At 72.2% G+C, this 20,969-nt stretch carries 18 protein-coding genes; 10 read left to right on the top strand and 8 right to left on the bottom strand.

What is annotated here, in order from left to right; genetic code table 11:
* The first annotated feature begins 32 nt into the window (after window positions 1-32).
* Both meaB and ID574_RS43230 read left to right on the top strand, forming a co-directional pair.
* Window positions 33-992 (top strand): methylmalonyl Co-A mutase-associated GTPase MeaB, encoded by a 960-nt coding sequence (gene meaB / locus ID574_RS43235; RefSeq protein WP_223167674.1) that lies wholly within the window; start codon window positions 33-35, stop codon window positions 990-992.
* A gap of 448 nt (window positions 993-1,440) precedes the next feature.
* Window positions 1,441-3,564: a CehA/McbA family metallohydrolase gene (locus ID574_RS43230; RefSeq protein WP_188194835.1), complete on the top strand. Its 2,124-nt coding sequence runs from the start codon at window positions 1,441-1,443 to the stop codon at window positions 3,562-3,564.
* Here the strand turns inward: ID574_RS43230 and mtnA are convergent.
* The 3 genes from mtnA to ID574_RS43215 all read right to left on the bottom strand — a co-directional run bounded on the left by mtnA (window position 3,561) and on the right by ID574_RS43215 (window position 7,556).
* Window positions 3,561-4,499, bottom strand: coding sequence for an S-methyl-5-thioribose-1-phosphate isomerase (gene mtnA / locus ID574_RS43225; protein WP_188194834.1), 939 nt, complete (start codon window positions 4,497-4,499; stop codon window positions 3,561-3,563). The genes ID574_RS43230 and mtnA overlap by 4 nt on opposite strands.
* Window positions 4,500-4,699: 200 nt before the next feature.
* Entirely contained in the window at window positions 4,700-5,812 is a 1,113-nt protein-coding gene (locus tag ID574_RS43220; protein WP_188194833.1) for a DUF5925 domain-containing protein, read from the bottom strand.
* A gap of 55 nt (window positions 5,813-5,867) precedes the next feature.
* Window positions 5,868-7,556, bottom strand: coding sequence for a serine/threonine-protein kinase (locus tag ID574_RS43215; RefSeq protein ID WP_188194832.1), 1,689 nt, complete (start codon window positions 7,554-7,556; stop codon window positions 5,868-5,870).
* Window positions 7,557-7,651: 95 nt separating this feature from the next.
* Between ID574_RS43215 and ID574_RS43210 the strand changes: the two genes are divergently transcribed.
* Window positions 7,652-9,517, top strand: a complete 1,866-nt coding sequence (locus ID574_RS43210) for a CASTOR/POLLUX-related putative ion channel (protein ID WP_188194831.1) — start codon at window positions 7,652-7,654, stop codon at window positions 9,515-9,517.
* A 21-nt stretch (window positions 9,518-9,538) separates the two neighbouring features.
* On the opposite strand, the gene ID574_RS43205 is transcribed toward ID574_RS43210, so the two are convergent.
* Entirely contained in the window at window positions 9,539-10,873 is a 1,335-nt protein-coding gene (locus tag ID574_RS43205; RefSeq protein ID WP_188194830.1) for an SWIM zinc finger family protein, read from the bottom strand.
* Window positions 10,874-10,939: 66 nt separating this feature from the next.
* Here ID574_RS43205 and ID574_RS43200 point away from each other — a divergent pair, with 66 nt between their 5' ends.
* The 4 genes from ID574_RS43200 to ID574_RS43185 are packed head-to-tail and all read left to right on the top strand — an operon-like array spanning window position 10,940 to window position 15,818.
* Window positions 10,940-12,010, top strand: a complete 1,071-nt coding sequence (locus tag ID574_RS43200; protein WP_223167673.1) for a C39 family peptidase — start codon at window positions 10,940-10,942, stop codon at window positions 12,008-12,010.
* Between the two features lie 4 nt (window positions 12,011-12,014).
* Window positions 12,015-13,898 carry a S9 family peptidase gene (locus ID574_RS43195; protein ID WP_223167672.1) on the top strand — a complete coding sequence of 628 codons (1,884 nt, stop codon included), beginning with the start codon at window positions 12,015-12,017 and terminating at the stop codon, window positions 13,896-13,898.
* Window positions 13,895-15,181 (top strand): M20/M25/M40 family metallo-hydrolase, encoded by a 1,287-nt coding sequence (locus ID574_RS43190; protein WP_188194829.1) that lies wholly within the window; start codon window positions 13,895-13,897, stop codon window positions 15,179-15,181. Before ID574_RS43195 ends, ID574_RS43190 begins: the two co-directional genes overlap by 4 nt.
* Window positions 15,182-15,215: 34 nt before the next feature.
* Window positions 15,216-15,818, top strand: a complete 603-nt coding sequence (locus tag ID574_RS43185) for a TIGR03086 family metal-binding protein (protein WP_188194828.1) — start codon at window positions 15,216-15,218, stop codon at window positions 15,816-15,818.
* Between the two features lie 13 nt (window positions 15,819-15,831).
* Here ID574_RS43185 and ID574_RS43180 read toward each other — a convergent pair whose 3' ends face one another.
* Genes ID574_RS43180 through ID574_RS43170 form a run of 3 tightly spaced genes read right to left on the bottom strand, consistent with a single transcriptional unit; the run spans window position 15,832 to window position 18,032 of the window.
* A complete protein-coding gene (locus ID574_RS43180) occupies window positions 15,832-16,575 on the bottom strand; it encodes a DUF427 domain-containing protein (protein ID WP_188194827.1) in 744 nt (247 codons plus the stop codon).
* Window positions 16,576-16,609: 34 nt separating this feature from the next.
* Window positions 16,610-17,209: a hypothetical protein gene (locus tag ID574_RS43175; protein WP_188194826.1), complete on the bottom strand. Its 600-nt coding sequence runs from the start codon at window positions 17,207-17,209 to the stop codon at window positions 16,610-16,612.
* Between the two features lie 31 nt (window positions 17,210-17,240).
* Window positions 17,241-18,032 (bottom strand): YncE family protein, encoded by a 792-nt coding sequence (locus tag ID574_RS43170; protein ID WP_188194825.1) that lies wholly within the window; start codon window positions 18,030-18,032, stop codon window positions 17,241-17,243.
* A gap of 18 nt (window positions 18,033-18,050) precedes the next feature.
* Between ID574_RS43170 and ID574_RS43165 the strand changes: the two genes are divergently transcribed.
* Both ID574_RS43165 and ID574_RS43160 read left to right on the top strand, forming a co-directional pair.
* Window positions 18,051-18,461 (top strand): hypothetical protein, encoded by a 411-nt coding sequence (locus ID574_RS43165; protein ID WP_188194824.1) that lies wholly within the window; start codon window positions 18,051-18,053, stop codon window positions 18,459-18,461.
* Window positions 18,452-19,051, top strand: coding sequence for a hypothetical protein (locus ID574_RS43160; RefSeq protein ID WP_188194823.1), 600 nt, complete (start codon window positions 18,452-18,454; stop codon window positions 19,049-19,051). The genes ID574_RS43165 and ID574_RS43160 overlap by 10 nt, the downstream gene beginning before the upstream one ends.
* Window positions 19,052-19,074: 23 nt before the next feature.
* On the opposite strand, the gene ID574_RS43155 is transcribed toward ID574_RS43160, so the two are convergent.
* Window positions 19,075-19,926: a DUF72 domain-containing protein gene (locus tag ID574_RS43155; RefSeq protein WP_188194822.1), complete on the bottom strand. Its 852-nt coding sequence runs from the start codon at window positions 19,924-19,926 to the stop codon at window positions 19,075-19,077.
* A 65-nt stretch (window positions 19,927-19,991) separates the two neighbouring features.
* On the opposite strand from ID574_RS43155, the gene ID574_RS43150 reads away from it, so the two are divergent.
* Window positions 19,992-20,849, top strand: a complete 858-nt coding sequence (locus ID574_RS43150) for an NAD(+)/NADH kinase (protein ID WP_188194821.1) — start codon at window positions 19,992-19,994, stop codon at window positions 20,847-20,849.
* Window positions 20,850-20,969: the final 120 nt, after the last annotated feature.

Below are 20,969 nucleotides of genomic sequence, written 5' to 3'. Positions count from 1 at the left end.
GGCTGATCAATCAGAAGAAAGGGGCAAGCCGGGTGCACTCGCTGGAGCAGTACGCCGAGGGCGTACGCGCGGGCTCGCGTACATGGATCGCCCGCGCGATCACCCTGGTCGAGTCGACCAGGCTCGACCACATGGCCCTGGCCCAGCGTCTGCTCGTCGAGCTCACGCCGCTGACGGGCCACGCGTGCCGGGTCGGCGTCTCCGGCGTGCCCGGGGTGGGCAAGTCCACGTTCATCGACTCCCTCGGCACACTTCTGACCGGACAGGGGCACAAAGTCGCCGTCCTGGCCGTGGACCCCTCCTCCACCAGGACCGGCGGCAGCATCCTGGGCGACAAGACCCGCATGGCCCGCCTGGCGACGGACCCGGCCGCCTTCATCCGCCCCTCCCCCACGTCCGGCACCCTGGGCGGGGTCGCCAAGGCGACCAGGGAGGCCATGGTGGTGGTCGAGGCCGCCGGTTTCGACGTGGTCCTGGTCGAGACCGTCGGCGTCGGGCAGTCGGAGACCGCCGTGGCCGACATGGTGGACACGTTTCTGCTGCTCACCCTGGCCCGCACCGGCGACCAGCTGCAGGGCATCAAGAAGGGCGTGCTGGAGCTGGCCGACGTGATCGCGGTCAACAAGGCCGACGGAGAGCACCAGATGCCGGCCAGGAAGGCCGCCCGCGAGCTGGCCGGCGCGCTGCGCATGCTGCGCTCCGACTCCACCCCGCCGCCCGTGCTCACCTGCAGCGGCCTCACCGGCGAGGGCTTGGAGAAGCTCTGGCGGCACGTCCTGGACCACCGGGAGTCGCTCGACCTGGCCGCCAAGCGCCGCGCTCAGCAGGTGCGCTGGACCTGGACCCTGGTACGCGACCGGCTGTTGTCCGAGCTGCGCGACGACCCCGAGGTGGCCGCGGTCAGGCAGGAGGTCGAAGCCAAGGTCCTGGCGGGCGAGCTCACTCCGTCCCTCGCCGCCGACCGCATCCTGTCCGCTTTCAAGCGCCCCTGACCGGTTCCGGGACGCCATGATCGGGCTGCGGGCGTCCGGCCGCGACGAGCGGCGGCACGTACGCGATGGACGAGGCGCTGACCGGCCCCCCTGCCGCCGCGATGAGGGCGAAACCCGCCGAGCGCCACCGCACGGTCCAGGGGACGTAGCGCGGCCCGGCGAACCGAAGCTACGCCAACACCAACAAAGGCCACACTGAGCCGCGTTCGGTCACCGGTCGGCTTCAACGCCGGTGGAGAAACTTCTACCAGGGATGAAATATCGCGTCCCGTGCGCCCCGTGCTTCCGGGGGCCGCTCAACGCGTGCCTGTACCGTCATCGAGTCGGTTCGGTCGATCGCGTTCGGCGTGCGCCCATGCATGATCGCCGTCCGATGCGGCGCGTGGTTCGGCCGAGGAGTGGATCAGTCACATCAGGGTGTCGCGCAACCGACGTGGGAGAGGCGCGCATGCATGCGGAAGCGATGCTGCCGGAGCCGGTGGCAGGGGCGCTCGAGGAGTACGGCGGGCTGCTGGGTGAGCACGGCATCACCTGGGGAGAGCCGGAGCTCCATTACGTGAAGTTCTTCGCCCGGCGCAGGGTGCTGCCGCCCGAGCTGATCGACCGGTTCTGGAAACTGGTCTTCAAGTCGGTCGCCGCCCGGCATCCCGGGGAGCCGGCCGACCGGATCGGGGCCCGGCTGAGCGAGGCCGACTACGACGAGGTGCTGCGCGACACGCTCGCGGGCGAGCTGCCGGGGCACCTGGTCGCGCTGCGGGTCGGCCCGGACGGGCACACGCTCCAAGGCACGCCGCGCACGGTCCTGCTCCCTTCGCGACCTCTCCGCCCGGTCGAGCGCGCCGGCTCGCGACGGGCGCGCGAGGGGCTGCGGGGGCGGGGCGAGGAGCGCATCCCGCTGCTCGTCGACTCCAGCAGGGACGCCTCCTGCCAGGTCCTCGTGGACGGGACCGAGCGCCTGCTCGCCCCGCGCGGCGCCTGGCTCGTGGAGGTGGACCGGGACAGCACCATCGCCGTCGACGGCGCCCAAGTGCTCCTGGAGACGCTGCTGAGGCCCGTTCCGGCGGCCAGGCTCCGGCTCGTGGCCGGGATGCCGTGCCGCTGGAGCGTGATGGGCGCCGACGGGGGCTGGTTCCCGCCGGGCACGCCCCACCGCCACGACTACCACGGCCGCCCGTACTTCCACGGCGACGACGTCGTGGTCGAGGTCCCGGCCGGGCAGCCGCTGACGGTCACCGTCGCCCGCGGCATGGAGTACGGCGAGGCCACGCGGGAGCTGACCCCGGACCCGGGCGCCGAGCACCTGATCAGGCTGACCCCCGAGCGCCTCTACGACGCGGCCGCCCGCGGCTGGTACGGCGGCGACATGCACGTCCACCTCAACTGGGCCGGCGACCTCGTGGGCGTGCCCGCCGACGCGGCCGCCGCCCAGCACGGCGAGGACCTCCACGTGCTCAACCTGCTGGCCGGCAACGTGTCGGGCCGGCGCGTCTACGACCGCGAGGCGCTGGAGCACTGGATCGACCGGGACCTGCCCTGGTCCGACGTCACCCACCTGGCCAGGATGGGCGTCGAATACCGCAACGACCTGCTCGGTCACATCTACGCCTTCGCGCCGCGGGCCGCGCCGGGGCGCTTCCACACCGGGTTCGACGGCGACGCCGACTGGCCCCCCAACGCCGATGGGCTGCGGGAGCTGCGCGGGCTGGGGGCGCTGGTCGGCTACAGCCATCCCTTCGGCCCATGGATCACCGACGACGGCCCGCCCAAGGGCGTGGTCTCGCCGGTGCCACGCAACTGCGCCGCCCGCGAGCTGGTCGCCGACGCCGCGCTCGGGCTCGTGGACAGCCTCGACGTGCTCACCCATGCCTCGATCCCGGCCACGGCGGCGGTGTACCGGAGACTGATCGGCGCGGGCAACCGGCTGGCCGTGACCGCGGGCACGGACGCGATGATCTCCTTCACCCGCTCCGACAACCAGTCGAACCCGCCCGGCTGGGCCCGCGTCTACGCCCGCGTCGAGGGCGAGCTGACCGCCCGGTCGTTCGCGGCCGCCGTACGCGCGGGCCGCACGTTCGCCACGACCGGGCCCTGGCTGGAGCTGTCCGTGGACGGCCACGGCCCCGGCCACGTCATCCACGCCCGCCGGGGCGACCGCGTCAGCGTCACCGCCCGTGCCGTCGGTCCTGAGGTCGTGGCTGTGCGCATCCGCACGGCCGACGGCGTGCGGGCGGGGGCGGAGCGGCTCCCCGGCGGGGCCGAGCCCCTCACCGTGACGGCCGACCTGCGGGCGGACGCGCCGACGTACATCATGGCCGAGGTCCTGTGCGACCCGCATCCGCGCACCATGACGACCACCGGGTACGCCCTGACCAGCCCCGTCTACGTGGACGTGGACGGCCGGCGGGTCGCCAGGGCCGAGGACGTGCGGTGGTGCCTGGAGTGGCTGGACCTGCTCGAGGACCTGATCAAGCAGCACGCCCGGCTGGCGAGCCCTTACCAGTTCGGCGACCACGTCTCCTTGCTGGAGCAGGCCCGGGCCGTCTACCGGGTGCGGCTGGACGGATCGGTCTAGGGCCTGATCACACGCTTGTCCGTCACGATCGCGGTGATCAGGTCGTGCGGGGTCACGTCGAACGCGGGGTTCAACGCCGGGGTTCCCTCGGGGGCCACGCGCACGCCGCGGATGGACACGATCTCGTCGGCGCCTCTGTCCTCGATCGTGATGTGCTCGCCCGACAGTGTGCCGGAGTCGATCGTGGACTCGGGCGCGACCACGACGAAGGGCACTCCGGCGCGTTCGGCGCCGAGCGCGAGCGCGTACGAGCCGATCTTGTTGGCGGTGTCGCCGTTGGCGGCGATGCGGTCGGCGCCGATGAGCACCGCGTCCACCTCGCCCTTGGCCAGCAGGTACGGCCCCGCCGAGTCGGCGATGAGCCGGTGCGGCGCGCCCATCCTGGCCAGCTCCCAGGTGGTGAGCCTGGCGCCCTGCAGCAGCGGCCGGGTCTCGAGGGCGAGCACCTCGGCCAGCCGCCCGCGCTCGTGCAACGTCTGCACGACGCCGAGGGCGGTGCCGCGCTCGACGGCGGCGAGCCCGCCGGTGTTGCACACGGTCATGATCCGCAACCGGTCGCCCTCGAGCAGGTCGGCAGCGCGCTCCCCCATGGCCTTGCAGGCGGCGATGTCGTCGTCGCGCACGCGCAGCGCGGCGGCCAGCACCGCCTCGCGGCCCTCGCTCAGGTGCGCGACGGCCTGGTCGACGCCCCAGGCCAGGTTGACGGCGGTGGGGCGGGCGGCGCGGAGCCGGGCGATCTGCTCGGCGTCGCCGTCGGCCAGTACGACGCCGAGGGCGCCGGCCACGCCGAGCGCGGGGGCGCCGCGCACGGCCAGCCGGCGGATGGCGTCGACGAGCTCGTCGACGGTGCGGATGCGGAGCATCACGCATTTGTCGGGCAACAGCGTCTGGTCCACGAGTTCGACGGCGCCGTCGACCCAGTCAATGGTCCTCACACGGCAACGCTAACCGCTTCCTGAGGACTGAGCATGAGTGGCACCTGCTCAGCCGAACGCTCCGAACGGTGTTGAGCGTCCTGGCCGCCCGCGTACGCGCCGCGTCGGGGCGGCACGGATCGTGTCCGCGGTCCCGGAATGCGGGGCCGATCGCCACGCAGCGGCGGCTCCACACGTACCTGACCTGACGGCGGGACAGGTCAGAGGTACAGGCCCGTGGAGTCGTCGGCTTCGGCGGAGGTGAACTCGCGGCCGGCGCGGAGGGCGTACAGCTCCGCGAGCGTCGCCCCCGACGGGCCCACGCCCTCGGACCTGTCGAGCCACGCGATCGCCTCCTCCCTGCTGAGCGGGCCCACCTCGAGCTGCGCCAGGCACCGCCCCGGACGTACGACGGCGGGGTGGAGCCGGGCCAGGTCCTCGTTCGTGGTGATCGCCACCAGCACGTCGCGGCCCTGCCCGAGCAGGCCGTCGGTCAGGTTGAGCAGGCGCGACAGGCCCTGACCCGCCTGCGCCTTGGCGCCCGAGCTGATCAGCTCGTCGCAGTCCTCCAGGACGAGCAGCCGCCACCGCTGCGCGTCCTCGTCGCTGTCGTAGCCGACCGCCACCTCCATGAGATAGCCGGGCTCGTTGAACAGGCGCTCCGGGTCGAGTACGCAGTCCACCTGGCACCACTCGCGCCACTGCTTGGCCAGCGTGCGCAGCAGCGTGGTCTTGCCGGTGCCGGGGCGGCCGTGCAGGAGGATGAGGCGGCCCGTCACGTCGCCGGGCGTGACCGACATCAGCCTGCCGAGGGCCGGGCGGATCTTCCCCGAGTAATTCTGGCTGATCTCGTACCACGGCTGGGCCGTGATCGGCTTCTCCGACCGGTTGCCGCCGTGCGTGCCGCGCCACCAGAAGCCCATCTCGACGTGGTCGGCCTCCGGCGCGGCCTCCTCGGCGCCCTCGATGCTCTCCTTGAGGACGCTCTTGGCCAGCTCCTCGTTGACCGCCGTGACGCTGACGGTGGCGGTGCGGTTGCGGTGGCGCACCACCCGCAGGGTCCAGCCGTCGCCGCAGATGAGCCGCGACTCCGAGCCGTCCTCGATGCGCGCCGTGCGCAGCAGGCGGCCGCCTGCCGGGCTGAGCGGGGCGTCCGGGCGGACGCGCTCCAGATTGGCCAGGTGGGACCAGGGCTGGGCGCCCGTCGCGAACGGCGACAGCGCCAGCGCGTCGATCACGTCGACGGCGGAGTCGGCGTCGTCGAGCCAGATGTTCATCGGCAGCTCGGAGGACGAGTCAGGGCTGGGGAAGGGCACCTCCTTAATCACAGACATAACGTCAATGATCTAGGCCACCGGGCTCGATGTCGAAGGGTTTTGGGAGGGAATCTCATCCGTTCTTGATCAGTTTGCCGGTCTGCGTGACGAGGTCCATGCCCGGCACGTCCCGCCACGTGTAGGTGAGGACGTCGCCCTCCAGCGCCAGCCAGATGGTGCCGGCGATGCAGTTGCCCTCGTTCTGGCCCAGGGAGAAGGTGAGGCGGGTCCGTTCCACCTTGGTCAGCGTGATGGTGCCCTTGCACTCGACCTCGGCGTGTTTCTCCGTCCATGCCGCGGTGGACTCGCCCTTCTCCAGCTTCACCGTGTTCTCGGCGCCGTCGGGGTCCATGGGGTTGGTGCTGGTGGTGTGGCCGGACCACTCGCCCTCGAACGCGGCCGGGATCTTCAGGCCCGCGGCGGGCTGGGTCCGCGTGGCGCCGGGCGACGACTCACCGGATGAGGTCTCGGCCTGGGATGTGGTGGGTGAGGATTCCTCGGACGGTGACCGGGCGGGTGACGACTGGGTGGCGGGCGGGACGGGCGACGCTGATCGGCCCGCCTCCGTGGTCGCGGGGGCGCGGTTGAGCATGAGCACCGTGGCGACGGTCGCGGCCAGCGCGACCACCGCCAGGGCCGCGCCGGCGATCAGGCCCCGCGAGGGTGAGCGGCGCCCCGGTGCCGTGGTGGAGGCGGAGGCGGGGTGTTGCGGCCCGGTGACTCCCGAGGCGGCCGGTGACCAGGCCGGGGCGCCGGGCGTCCCCGATGGGGTGCCGTGCGGCGGCGCCGGGGCGCCGGCTGGTCCGGCCCAGGCGGCGGGTGTCCCGGCGGCCGCGCCGGGCGGCCCTTGCACGGCTCCGGGCCGTCCGGCCGAGGTGGCCGCAGGCGGTGTTGCCGCAGGCGGTGTTGTGGCGGTGGAGGGGGAGGGCGGCGGTCCCGGTGGTGCGGTGAAGGGCGGAGCGGGTGGCGGGGTGTTGGGGGTGACCAGGGAGACCATCAGCTGCTGTGCCGTGGGCCGCCGCGCCGGGTCCTTGGCCAGGCAGGACGCGATCACCCCGCGCAGCCGCTCCGGCAGCGGCGTCAGGTCCGGCTCGCTGTGCAGCACCCGGTGCAGCACCGCCGGTACGGTGTCCGCCCCGAACGGGCTCGTCCCCGTGGCCGCGTACACCATCGACGCCGCCCACGCGAACACGTCCGACGCCGGCGACGCGGGCGTGCCGCCGATCTGCTCGGGCGCCAGGTAGGCGGGCGTCCCGATCAGACCGGAGGTCATCGTCGCGGCCCCCTCCGCCCGGGCGATGCCGAAGTCCACCACCCGCGGGCCGTCCGGCCCGAGCAGCACGTTGGCCGGTTTGAAGTCGCGGTGCACGATCCCGGCGGCGTGGATGGCGGCCAGCGCGGTGGCGGTGCCGACCACCAGCCGTTCGAGCTCGCCCCCGTGTAAGGGGCCGCGCTCGCTCACCCGGTCGGCCAGGGAGGGCCCGTCGACGTATTCGCTCACCACGTACGGCCGCGGCCCGTCGGTCGAGGCGTCGAGCACGCGGGCCGTGCAGAAGGAGGCGATGCTCTCCAGCGCGTCGAGCTCACGCGCGAGCCTGGCCCGCGTCTCCCGGTCGCCGGTGCTCAGCAGCTTGATCGCGACAGGTTCGCCGTCGGCCGAATGGGCGAGGTAGACCACACCCTGCCCGCCCTCGCCGAGCCGTCCGGCCAGGCGGAAGCCGCCCAGCGACGCCGGGTCGTCCGGTGTGAGGGGGCTCACCATGGCCGATACGTTACCGGTCGCCATGCGGAAGCGAAGATCGAGCGGTACCTTGGTGCGTTGGGTCAAATCACTCCTTTCACGGAGGTAACGGGGAAGTGTCGAAGGTCACGTTCCGCGAGCGAGTGCGGTACTGGTTCGACAACACCATGTCCAGGGGGACCGCTTCGCTCATCGGCTGGCTGGCGATCGTGTCGGTGGTGCTGGTCGTGGTCGTGACCGGTCTCACGCTCTGGCTCGCGCCGGGGGAGCCGGAAGGGGTGAGCCACGCCGGGGAAGTGCTCTGGATCTCCCTCATGCACGCGCTGTCCCCCCTCAAGATCGCCAGCGACAAGGGCTCCATCGCCTACCTGGCCGTCATGTTCGTCGGCTCGCTCGGCGGTCTGTTCATCGTCAGCATGCTCGTCGGCCTGCTGGCCAACGGGCTCAAGCAGAAGGTCGACCGCCTGCGCCGGGGCCGCTCGCGGATCGCGGAGTCGGGTCACACCGTGGTGCTCGGCTGGTCGGACCAGGTGTTCACGATCGTGGGCGAGCTGGTCAAGGCCCACGCCAGCCAGAAGCGGTCGGTCGTCGCGGTGCTGGCGGAACGTGACAAACTCGAGATGGAGGAGGCCATCCGCGAGCATGTCGGCGACCTGGGCAGGACCCGCCTGGTGTGCCGCACGGGGCGGCCCACCGAGCCGCGCGACCTCGCGCTGATGAACCTGGCCTCGGCCAGCTCCGTCGTCGTGCTCTCGCCCGAGGGCGAGGACCCGGACGCGCACGTCATCAAGATCCTCCTCGCGCTCGCCAAACGCGAGGGCACCCACCCGCCGGTGGTCGCCGCCCTGGCCTCCAACCGCAACATCGCCGCCGCCCGCCTGGCCGGCGGCGAGGACGTGCACCTGGTCGACTCCGACGACACCGCCTCGCGGCTCATCGTGCAGTCCTCCCGCCAGTCCGGCATGTCCGTGGTCTGCATGGACCTGCTCAACTTCGACGGCGGCGAGATCTACATGCGCACCCCGAAGAAGCTCGTCGGCGTCACGTACGGAGATGCGCTGCACGCCTACCAGACCGCCTCCGTCATCGGCCTGCGCCGGCCCTCCGGCGTCGTGCTGAACCCGCCGTCCGACACCGTGATCGACGCCGACGATCAGATCATCGTCATCGCGCACGACGACTCCCACGTCCGACTGGCCGCCGGCAAGCCGTCCGTGGACGAGTCCGCAATCGTCGAGGCCGCGCCGCAGGCTCCCGAGCCCGAGCGCACGCTGCTGCTCAACTGGAACGGCCGGGCCGAGCAGATCGTCCGCTACCTCGACGCGTACGTGGCGCCCGGCTCCGTCCTGGAGATCGCCGCCGACCACCCCAAGGCCGGCTCCGGCCTGTCCGGGCTGCGCAACCTCACCGTGAACGTCAAGGACTGCGACACCACCGACAGGTACGCGCTGGAGTCGCTCGGCGTCGGCCTCTTCCAGCACGTCATCGTGCTCTCCGACGACCGCTTCGACGCCCATCACTCCGACACGCGCACGCTCATGACGCTGCTGCAACTGCGCGACATGCAGAGCGTGCTCGGCGAGCACTACTCGATCGTCAGCGAGATGCACGACGAGAACAACCGCGCCCTGGCGGAGGTCACCGAGGCCGACGACATCGTGATCAGCGACACCGTCATCGGCCTGCTCCTGGCCCAGCTGGCCGAGAACAGGCACCTGGCGGACGTGTTCGGCTACCTGTTCGACTCGCGCGGCTCGGAGATCTACCCGCGGCCCGCCGCCTCGTACGTCAAGACGGGGGTGAAGGTGACGTTCTCCACGGTCATCGAGGCAGCCCGGCGCAGGGGCGAGACCGCCATCGGCTACCGCAGCGCCGCGGCCCGCAACGACCCGCCCCACTACGGCATCGTGCTCAACCCGAGCAAGTCGGAGCCCCTCGTCCTCGGCGAGCAGGACTCGGTGATCGTCCTGGCCGAACACTGAGCCGTTCACGGGGTCCCGGGGTCACGGGGTCACCGTCACGTCGACGCGGGCGGCGATGCGGGCGGCCAGCACGTGCTTGCACGGGCCGCGCGACCCCTGGTGGTCGAACCACCAGGGGCAGGTGCACTCCCCCGCCTCCATGCGGACCCGCCGGACCCCGCCGTCGGTCGACACCTCGGCCGAGCCGGAGTCGCCCAGCAGGCGGACGGCCCCCGAGTCCACCAGCGCGCGGGCGGCCGTCAGGCGCGGGTTGAGCTGGGCGACCTGGTCGCGGTCATAGGGCAGCTCTCGGTGGAAGTGGGCCGCCTCGTGCAGGTCGTAACCGACGCGGCCGGCGGTGCCGAGCTGGGTGAGCGCGGCGCGTACCCGATCGATGGACAGCCCGGAGCGGTCGGCGAGGAGCCCCAGCTCGACCGTGGGCTCGAAGCTGAGCAGCATGCCCACCACGTCGGCGTCGCCCGCCGCCTCGTCGGTGGCCAGGTCGCCCAGGACCTGCCCCTCGCCGGAGAAGCCGCGCCACGGCTCGGGCGAGACGGCGAGCGTGTAGCGCATCCCGGGCAGCTCCAGCTCCCAGGCGCTGGCCGTGGAGGAGCCGTCGGCGGGGCCGTACGCACGCAGCTTCTTGGCGAAGCGGAGCAGCGGCAGCAGCGTGGCGACCCGGCCGGTGCCCGACAGGCAGACGCCGCCGCGCGCCGGGCCGGAGGAGACGCGCAGGTCGCGGCCGGAGGGCACGGCCCAGACGGTGGAGCGGGCGCCGCGCGGCAGCGAGCGCAGGAAACGCACGGCGTGCGGCCCGGTCAGCTCGGCCCGCAGGTCGAACCCGGCCGCGATCACCTGCACCTCGGCGAACCCGCGCAGCCACCGCGACGGCAGCGGGACCTTCTTCTCCACGACCGCGCCGTCGAGTGTGGTGACCGTCAGCTCGTCGGGCCCGACGCCCAGGTGGAGCGGGTCGCGTCCGCCGACCCTGGCGAGGGCCTCGCGCAGCGGGCCGTTGACGTCGACGTTGGTGGTGCCCCGGTCGAGGACGTCGCCGTCGAGCTCCAGCACGTCGAGCCGGGCGTAGACGCCGCCGCAGGCCGAGAACGACTCGAACCGGAGCCTCCCGCCGTCGCAGGTCACCACCGGGTCGCGGGTCCAGCCCGGCCGGGGCTGGTGGTAGCGGGTGAGCGCCACGTCGGCCACCGCCAGCAGCCCGGCCGCGGCCGGCGCGGCCTGGGCGAGCAGGCCGCTGAAGAACCTGGGGTGGGTCTGCGGGCCGGATAACGCCGTGCCGCCCGAGGTCGAGAGTCCGAGCTTGCCGTCGGCCAGTGTGGAGGGCCCGGCGTAGGAGTATGCCTGTACCGCTTGAGTCATGCCCCGAACCATAGAGATCATCACCGACACAATTCGGGCTGGTACGTAAACCATCCGATGTGCGACATGCAGTACGAAACCACAATGTGCCTGGTGCTCACCGTCGATCTGGCCCGTGTCGCCTTCACCCGCTTCGCCGTGCCCCTGACGGCCGAAGCGGTGTGGACGGGCGAGGAACACGAGATCGGCTTCGCCGCCACCCAGCTCGTGCCCTCGTGGACGGCGCGCACCCCGCCGGGCGCGTGGATCGAGGTCGCTCTTCGGGCCAGGGTCTCATCAGGGGCCCGTACCAAGTGGTACGTGATGGGGCACTGGTCCGAGCACGGCGACCCGCGCACGTCGGTGCCCGGGCAGGGCGACGAGGACGGGGACGTGGCGGTGGACACGTTCGTGGCCCGGCGGCCGGTGGTGGCCTACCAGGCGCGGGTCACCCGGCACGGCCCCGCTCGCGTCGGCGGCCTGGGCGTGATGGCCTCGGCCGTGCCGCGGCGCCCGGTCGTGCCGAGCGCTCCGCTCGCGGCGGACCCGGTGGAGCTGGCGGTGCCGCGGCACTCGCAGCACGTGCACGCCGGTCACCATCCGCGCTTCGACGGCGGCGGGACGAACTGGTGCAGCCCGGCCTCGGTGGCCATGGTGCTCGGCTTCTGGGGCCGCGGCCCGGGGCCGGAGGAGCTGGAGTGGGTGGGGGCGGGCGACCCGGCGCCGGCCGTGGACCACGCGGCGATGGGCACGTACGACGCCAGTTATCAGGGCACCGGCAACTGGCCGTTCAACGTGGCCTACGCGGGCCGATACGGTTTGTCCGGGTTCGTGACGCGGCTGAGGTCGGCGGCCGAGCTGGAGCGGTTCGTTCGCGCCGGGATCCCGGTGATCACCTCGCAGTCGTTCAAGGCTCATGAGCTGCCCGGCTCCTGTTACTCGACCAACGGGCACATCCTGGTCGTGATCGGCTTCACGGCCGCCGGCGACGTCGTCGTGAACGACCCGGCCGCGCCCCGCGACGACGAGGTTCGCCGGGTCTATCCGCGGGCAGCGTTCGAGAACGTGTGGCTCAGGAGCTCGGGCAGCGGCGGCATCGCGTACGTCCTGCACCCGCCTGAGCACCCTCTTCCCCCTTGTATCGATGGCAATTGGTGAGTTGATGAGCATTCGACCGATCGACGTGGCCCGTACCGACGGCGGCCCTCAGTGGGTGGAGGCGGTGGCCACGCCCTCCGGTGTCGAGGTCTGGTGGGACGAGCCCCGCCCGCACCAGGGCGGCCGGCGTTGCGTGGTGCGCAGGCTGCCGGACGGCACCCGTGCCGACGCGCTGCCTCCGGGCTGGAACGCGCGCAACCGGGTGATGGAGTACGGCGGCCGCTCCTGGCGGCCGCTGCCGGGCGGCGGGCTGGTCTTCACGAACTGGGCCGACCAGCGCCTCTACCGCGTGCGGGACGGGGAACCGGTGCCGCTCACCCCGGAGGGTCCCGCGCGCTACGCGGACCTCTACCTGCCGCCCGGCCGTGACGAGGTGTGGGCGGTACGGGAGATCGACGACGTGCGCGACCTGGTGGCGGTGCCGCTCGGCGGCGACGGCCCCCTCCGAGTGATCGTTAAAGCACAACATTTCCTGATGAATCCGCGTATATCGCCCGACGGGCGGAATGTCGCCTGGATCGGCTGGGACCACCCGAACATGCCGTGGGACGGCACCGAGCTCTGTGTGGCCCCGTTGACCGAGGCCGGCGCGGCGGGCGGGCACCGGGTGATCGCGGGCGGCCCGCGGGAGGCGGTCGCCCAGGCGGAGTGGCGCGACGACGCGACCCTGTACGCGGTGACCGACCCCACCGGCTGGTGGAACATCCACCTCGTCCCCGTGGACGGCTCCGCGGGCCGCAACCTCACTCCCCTGGAGCTGGAGTTCGGCGGCGCCGCGTGGAAGCCGGGCATGACCTATTTCGCCGTCGCCGAGGACGGGAGCCTGGTCGCCGTGTACGGGACGGCCGACCGGCGCCGGCTCGGCGTGCTGGACCCACAGACCGGCGAGCTGCGGGAGATCGGAGGGGCGGCCACCCACTGGTCCTCGACCGTGTCCGTGGCGGGGTCCGCAGCGGGGTCCGCGGCGGGCGGCAAGGCGGCGGCCGTGCGGGCGACGCCGTACACGCCGCTGGAGGTGACGCTCGTCGACCTCGGCGACGGCACGCAGGAGGTCGTGTCGGCGCGCAAGCCGCTGCCGGACCGCGCCCTGCTGCCCACGCCCGAGGCCGTGACGATCGAGGGCGTGCACGCGCACCTCTACCCGCCGTCCGGGGTGCGGGGCCCCGGCCCGTACGTGATCTTCGTGCACGGCGGCCCCACCGGCCATCTCCCGATCGTGCTCGACCTGGAGATCGCCTACTTCACCAGCCGCGGCATCGGCGTGGCCGTGGTGAACTACGGCGGCTCCACCGGCTACGGCCGCGCCTACCGGGAGCGGCTGCGCCACCAGTGGGGCGTCGTGGACGTGCAGGACTGCGCCAAGGTGGCCCGCGGCCTGGTCGAGCTGGGCCGCGCCGACGCCGCCAAGCTGGCCATCCGCGGCGGCAGCGCGGGCGGCTGGACGACGGTGGCGGCGCTCGTGCACAGCGACGTGTTCGCGGGCGGCGTCGCCCATTACGCGATCACCGACCCGGAGAGCTGGGCCGCCGAGACGCACGACTTCGAGTCCCGCTACCTGGACGGCCTGGTGGGCCCGCTCCCCGAGACCCGGCGGCGTTACACCGAGCGCTCGCCGCTGCTGAACGCCGCCCGCGCGTCCGGCCCGTGCCTCATGCTGCACGGCCTGGAGGACGCGATCGTGGACGTCTCGCAGGCCGAGCGGTTCACCGCGGAATTGGACAAACATGGCAAAGAGTGGGCACTGTTGACCTTCCCCGGCGAGCAGCACGGCTGGCGCCGGGAGGAGACCATCGTCGCGGCCCTGGAGGCCGAGCTGGCCTTCTACGGGCTGATCTTCGGGATGGAGACGCCCGAGGTGCCGCCGTTGAAGCTGAAGGGAAGAGCGTGAAGAGCGTCGCCGAGATCTGCTCGGATCTGATCAGGTTCGACACCACGAATCCGGGTTCGGGCGAGCGCCCGGCCGCCGAATACGTGGCCACGCTGCTGGCCGACGCGGGCCTGGAGCCGGTCGTGTTCGAGTCGGCGCCCAAGCGGACCACGGTCGTGGCGAGGATCGACGGCGACTCCCCCGACGCGCTGCTCATCCACGGCCACCTCGACGTCGTGCCCGCGGATCCGGCCGAGTGGCGGATGCACCCGTTCTCGGGCGAGATCACCGACGGCTGCGTGTACGGGCGGGGCGCGGTCGACATGAAGGGCTCGTGCGCGATGACCCTCGCCACCGTGCTCGACCTGGCAGCCCGCGGCGTGCGCCCCAAGCGGGACCTGGTGCTGGCGTTCCTGGCCGACGAGGAGGCGACCGGCGACTACGGCTCGCGGCACGCGGTGAGCGAGCACCGGGAGCTGTTCGACGGCGTGAGCGAGGCGATCAGCGAGTCCGGTGGCTTCAGCGTGGCCTCCGGCGGGCACCGGGTCTACCCGATCGCCGTGGGCGAGCGCGGGACGGCGTGGATGAAGCTCACCGCGCACGGCGTGGCCGGTCACGGGTCCCGTCCCCCGGTGGACAATCCGGTTGCCACGCTGGTGCACGCGCTGTCCCGGGTGGCCTCGTACCAGTGGCCGGTACGCCTGACGCCGTCGGTCGCGGCGCTCCTCCAGAGCCTGTCGGAGATCACCGGGCAGCCGATCGACCTGGACCGGCTGGACGCCGAGGCCGTCCGCCTCGGGCCGCTCGGCGGCCTGTTCAAGAGCCAGATCCGCAACTCGGCGAACCCGACGATGCTGGAGGCCGGCTACAAGGTCAACGTGGTGCCCTCGACGGCCGAGGCGCACGTGGACGGGCGCTACCTGCCCGGCCTGCGAGAGGAGTTCCTGGAGACGCTCGACGAGCTGCTCGGGCCGAAGATCACCCGCGAGTTCGTCAACCTGGAGGACGCGCCGGCGGCGCCGTACCCGTCGGCGTTCTTCGACGAACTGGCGGGCTCTCTGGTGGCCGAGGACCCCCTCGCCAGGCCGGTGCCGTACGTGATGGCGGGAGGCACCGACGCCAAGTCGTTCGCCAGGATCGGCATCACGGGGTACGGCTTCGCGCCGCTCATGCTCCGTCCGGACCTGGACTACTTCGGGATGTTCCACGGCAAGGACGAGCGCGTTCCGGTGGAGGGCCTGGAGTTCGGCACCCGCGTCCTCACCCGGCTCCTCACATCAGTGGAACAAACCATTCCGTTCTGATAGAGTGGTGAGCACCACGAAAGGGGGCTCACCGATGAGCGACACCACGATCTCCAGCGGTTGGGACGTCCTGGACGCCTCGCACGAGGCGCTGCGCAAGGCGGTCGCCGCCGTTCCGTCCGGCGGCTGGGACCTGCCCACGCCCTGCGCGGGCTGGAGCGTCACGAAGGTCTTCCAGCACGCCGTCGGCGACCAGATCGGCTTCGCCGCCGCGCTGACCGGCGAGCCCGGCCCCGACTTCAACCCGTTCGACCCCTCCGGCGTGCTTGAGGAGGACCCGTCGGCGTTCCTCGAGGCCGCCCTGGCGCGCTCGGCCAAGGCGTGGGCCGCGGTCGACCGGGACGCCGCCGAGGTCCCGACGCCGGTGCCGCCGCACAAGATGTCGCCGTGGTCGGGGTCGGCGGCGTGCGGGCTCGACGCCGCCGTCCACGCCTGGGACATCGCCATGGCCGTCGGCGCCCCCTCACCGCTCACGCCCGAACTGGCCGTCCCCCTCATGAAGGTCGCGAAGGAGATCGTCGAGCCGCTGCGCGCGTGGGGCGCGTACGCGACCGCGCTGGAGCCCGAGCCGGGCGACGACGACGTGGCCGCGCTCCTGCGCTACCTCGGCCGCGACCCCCGCTGGACGGCCGCCTGACCGCTCCGGCGGCTCAGGAGAACTTGGTCTTCGGCCGTTCCTCCAGTTCGCCGTCCACGTAGATGTCGAGCTTCTCGTTGTAGAAGGCGATCAGCCCGGCGATCCGCTCGCTCTCCGGCAGCGGCGTCCGGTACGACCAGGCCAGGTCCTTCTTGCCGTTGACCGACCAGTATTCCGCCGTCCCTTTGTACGGGCAGTGGGTGACGGTGTCGGTGTGCTCGAGCAGGTCGAGGCGTACGTCCGTCTTCGGCAGGTAGTAGCGGGCGGGCAGCCCCGTCTCGAAGAGGATGCGCGGGCTGCGCGAGTCGGCCACGGTGACGCCGTCCACCTCGACCCGCACGTGCCGCGAACTCGGCAGGATGTCCACCCGCGTGTACGGGTCACGCGGGTGGAAGTAGACCTGCTCGTCCTCCTCGAACCAGGCGTCCATGGCGTCCCAGTCGAACCTGACGTGCCCGCGGATCTCCTCCAGCGGCGAGTCCGGGTACGCCAGCGCCCCCTCCACGGCCTCCGCCGCACCGGAGGTGACCGTGTAGACGACGGCGTCGCCCCTGCTCGGGGAGTGCTTGGTGGTCCCGGTCGCCTTCAGCGCAGACTCGTCCACGTCGGCGAGCCGGAAGTAGTAGGTCGGGTAATACGGGACCTCCCACACCAGCAGGGCGGAGGTGGTGTCGGCCACCACCCGGCCGCCGAGGTAGGTCCGCACGCGCTTAGCCGTCCGCTCGACGCGGACCCGGCCGCGATTCCCAGCTTCCATGCTCGCGGCAACTCCGCTGGCATCGCGGCTATTCCTACTGCACCCCGAACTGCACCCCGAACGCCGCCAGCGTCCCCCACGTCGTCACCGTGCCGACCACCGCCCCCGCCGCGACCTGCGCCCAGGTGTGGTGCGCGAGGCGTACTCTGGCCCAGCACACCAGCGCCACGACGGCGGCTCCGACGATCGCGGCCGGCCAGGCGGGCAGCACGTGGGCGAACACCACGACCGTGCCCGCGGACACGGCGGCGTGGAAGGAGATCTTCCAGCGCAACGTGATGGGCACGGTCACCGCCAGCGCCGCCAGCATCGCCGTCACGGTGGCGACGAGCAACGCCGGGGCCCCCATCACGACCAGCAGCGCCAGCGCCACGAGCACGGCCGCCACGGCGGCGAGCAGCGGCTTCGTACGGCGGGAACGATCCACGATGTGATGCGAGTCGAGCCGCCCCGACCGCACGCCCACCGCGATCACCGCCGCCGGCACGCCGCCGCAGAACAGCGAGGCCACCAGCCCCCACGCCGCACCGCGCCACCCCTGCGCGAGCAGGCCGACCAGGGGCGGCATGACGATCACCAGCACCTGCGGGGCCAGCAGATCCGTCACCCGCTTCGCCACCATGTCGCCTGTCATGACACGGAAGATTACGCGATCATGCCGGTGCTCACTTCTCACGCCGCCAGAACTTGCCCGTCTCCAGGTCGAGGTAGTAGACCCGGCTGCTCCGGTAGCCGCGGACCTGAAAAATGCCCTGCTTCGACCAGCCGAGACCGACGTCGATGAAGTCGTCCCCGGGGAACCTGGGCGTCACCCTGGACACACGCTCGCCGGTGCGCGGGTCGAAGGTCTCCACACGGCCGTCATCTCCTCGGATGACCACGAACCGACGTCCATCCGGCCGGAGGTTGTAGGTGTCGTCGGGGGCGTCGTCCCGGACCTTCGTGGAGGACAGGCGCATCTGCGTCTTCCCCCGGCTGTCGAGCACGAGCACCTGAGACGCCGTCGTGACCACGCTCCCGCTCGCGCTCAGCACATGGACCCGCCGGGCGCCGGGGACCGACACCGTGGTCCAGGTCTTGGTGTCGGTGATCTGCGTGCCGTCCTCGGTGAGTGCGACGTACCTGCTCTGGCCCGCGAACGTGGGCGTGGGCACCACCTGGGTGTCGGGCATCCTGCCGGTGAGGTGGCGGATGCCCTTGGCGTCCTGGTACGTCATGCGGCGGGTGCGCCGGTCCAGGCAGACGACCGCCCGGCCGTCAGCGCTGATCGCGAACGGGGCCCGCTGAGGTGCTCCGCCCTTCCTGATGACGTACGTCGCGGCCTGCGGAAACGGCTCCCCGTTCACCAGCCAGTACCGACAGGGGTCTTCCACCTGGTCGAACCACGGACAACTGGGCGCCTGGTATTTGGCCACCATGGAGAACTCGGCGGTGTATTCCGGAAACGGTTGAGGCATCGAGTATTCAGGCAGTTCATGCCGCGGTGGTTGCCCGGGGGTGAGCAGGGCCGCCGACAACACGATCGCGGCACCCGCCTGGAAAACAAGGGAGCGACCGGCTTCACGCTCACCGATATCTCGGCGGAAATCCCGGGCCTCCGCTGGCTGCCGGCCGACAAGGCGAACGAGGAACTCCCGGCGGTCACCGTGGCGCCCGGCGAAGCTGAAACCTTGAAACGGCGCATCGTCGTCACCGACTGCGCGGCGGTGCCCCACGATCCCCGGCCGGTGCGCTTCACTTACCGAACCTGGGCGGGCACGAGTTCCGCGGAGGTGACGTGGGATTCATGGCGGCTCAACGGACCCGAGAAGAGCGTTCCCGTGGCCTGGCAACGGTGGCTCAGCGGTGATGCCTGCAATGAGGCGGTGAACTCGGAATGGCCCTGACGGGCAACCCGTCCGCCGGCGGCGGCACGCCGGGAATGCCGCCCGTCACGACGATCGCCCTCGGGTTCGTCGTGGTCTTCGGCGCGCTCCGTTTCAACGGCTTCGACCTGCTGTTCGACCCCGTCGGATGGGGAATGTGCGCGGCCGGGGCGTCTCGGCTGCAGCGCTCCCCGGAAGGCCCCTTCGCACGGGCCGAAGCCGCCGCCATGGTCATGATCTTCGTCTCGCTCGCCGCCCTGCTCTCACCCAGCCCGGGCGCGGGCCGCGGGGTGACGGAGTCCGCCGCCGAGCACGTGATCGAGGTCGTCGACACCCTGGGCTCCCTGATCGCCCTCTGGCTGGTCGTCGAGGCGGTCGTCCGACGGCTCCGCTCCTGCGGGAAGACCTCCAGGGCCGCCCGGCTCGACGTGCTGCGCTGGGCCGTGGCAGGCCTGGGCGCACTCGCCCTGCCGGCCGGGTACGGCTACGCGATCCCCGGCCCGGCCACGGCCATCGCCTGGTTCACGGCCCTCGTGGTGCTGATCGTCATGCTGATCCGCTCGGCGCGTCTGCCCTGCCTCTCCCCCGGAGGGAAACCCGTCGCGAGCTAGGCGGGCGCATGGCCGGACCGCCGTCAGAAGAGGGTCAGCGGCTCGTTCGGCATCGGCTCGGGAAGGGGGTCGAGCTCGGGCACGCGGGCGCGTACCTCGTCGTGGAAGCGGCGTGCCAGCGTGAGCGCGTCGGCGTTGTCGGGGGTGTGGATGAAGACGGTCGGCGAGCGCCCCTCGCGCAGCCAGCCGGCGACGGTGCCGACCCACGGCCGCCAGCCCTCCACCGTGCGCTCCGTGGCGTCGCGTCCCAGGTAGCGGACGATCGGGTGGGCGGTGAGGGCGCGCGTGCGGCGCGGCACCCGGGGCTTCTTGGTCCACGCGTCGCGCTCGGCGTCGCTGGTCGGCGGGTGGGTGAAGAAGGCGGTGGTGTCGAACGGGACCCATTCGGCCTCGACGCCCGCGAGCACCCGCTCCAGCAGCCGCGCGGACCGCTCCTCCTCGAAGAACGCCCGGTGGCGGACCTCGACGGCGTACCGGTGGGAGGAGGGCAGGCGCCCGAGGAAGGCCGCCAGCGCGCCGAGGTCGCCCGGCCCGAACGAGCCCGGCAGCTGCACCCACAGAGCATGCGTACGCGGGCCGAGCGGCTCCATGGCCGCCAGGAACGCGCGCACCTGCTCGTCGACGTCGACGAGGCGGCGTTCGTGAGTGATCGGCTTGGGCAGTTTGACCACGAAGCGGAAATCCGGGTCGGTCTGGGCGGCCCACGACTCCACCGCGCTCCTCGTCGGAGTCGCGTAGAACGTGGTGTTGCCCTCCACCGCGTTGCACCAGGTCGCATAGGCGCGCAGGCGCTCCCCGGGCGGGAGCGGGTGCGGCAGGAGCCGGCCCTGCCACGACGCGTGCGTCCACATCGCGCATCCCACATGAAGCCGCATGGACCCGACGGTATCGGAGCTCCCCGACATCGGAGCCCGCCGGCTCCACGGCATAGGGTGGCCCCATGGGCATGGTCGGGACGGTCGGGCTGGTGTTGCACCCGGAGCGCGACTCGAAGAAGGCGATAGACACCATCCTGAACTGGGCGGCGGGCAAGGGCGCCACCGTGCTGGGGCTGCCCGAGGAGGTGGGGCGGATCCACTGCAGCGCCGTGCCGGTCGACGCCGACGCGCTCGTCGAGCGGGCCGACCTGCTGGTCGGGCTCGGCGGGGACGGGACGATGCTGCGCACCATGCGGCTGCTCGCCGGACGGCCCACTCCCATCCTCGGCGTCAATCTCGGGCGGCTCGGGTTCCTCGCGGAGATCGACGTGGACGAGCTGGGCGACACGTTGTCGGCCATCGACGGGCACCGGTACACGATCGAGCCGCGCATGGCGATCAGGAGCCGGGTCGGCGACACGGAGGTCACCGCGTTCAACGACATCGCGCTGGTGCGGATCCCCGGCGAAGGGCTGGGGGCCGTGGCGGTGACCCCGGCCGGGAGCGATTTCGTGCGGTACGCGGCGGACGCGGTGATCGTGGCGACGTCCACCGGATCGACCGCCTACAGCTTCTCCGCCGGAGGGCCCATCGTGTCGCCGCGGGTGGAGGCGGTGCTCGTCGTGCCCGCCGCGGCGCACTCCGCGTTCAACCGGGCTCTGGTGTTGCCCGCGGACGAGGAGGTGACGCTGGAGGTGCTGCCTTCCAGCGGGCGGTTGGCGGTGGAGGTCGACGGGGCCGTGGCCGGGCATCTGTGCCCGGGCGACCGCATCACGGTGTCCGCGTGGCCAGGCGCGGCGAAGGTGGTGCGGGTCGGCACCACGTTCTACGAACGGGCCCGGCGGAAGCTCCGGGTGGGCGGCAGCGCCGCGATCGACTGACGGGCCCACGTTGGAACCCCCCGACTCCACCGGTTGTGCCCGGCCCACCTGCTGATGGCCTCCCCGGCGCTTCCCGGCCGGTTGATCGCATTCCCTGGAGCCGGTCCACTGGATGCTCGT

The organism is Nonomuraea sp. SYSU D8015 (genome assembly GCF_008065375.1).
In the GTDB taxonomy this organism is placed as follows: Bacteria; Actinomycetota; Actinomycetes; order Streptosporangiales; family Streptosporangiaceae; genus Nonomuraea.
This window is presented reverse-complemented; position numbering and strand designations above follow the sequence as displayed.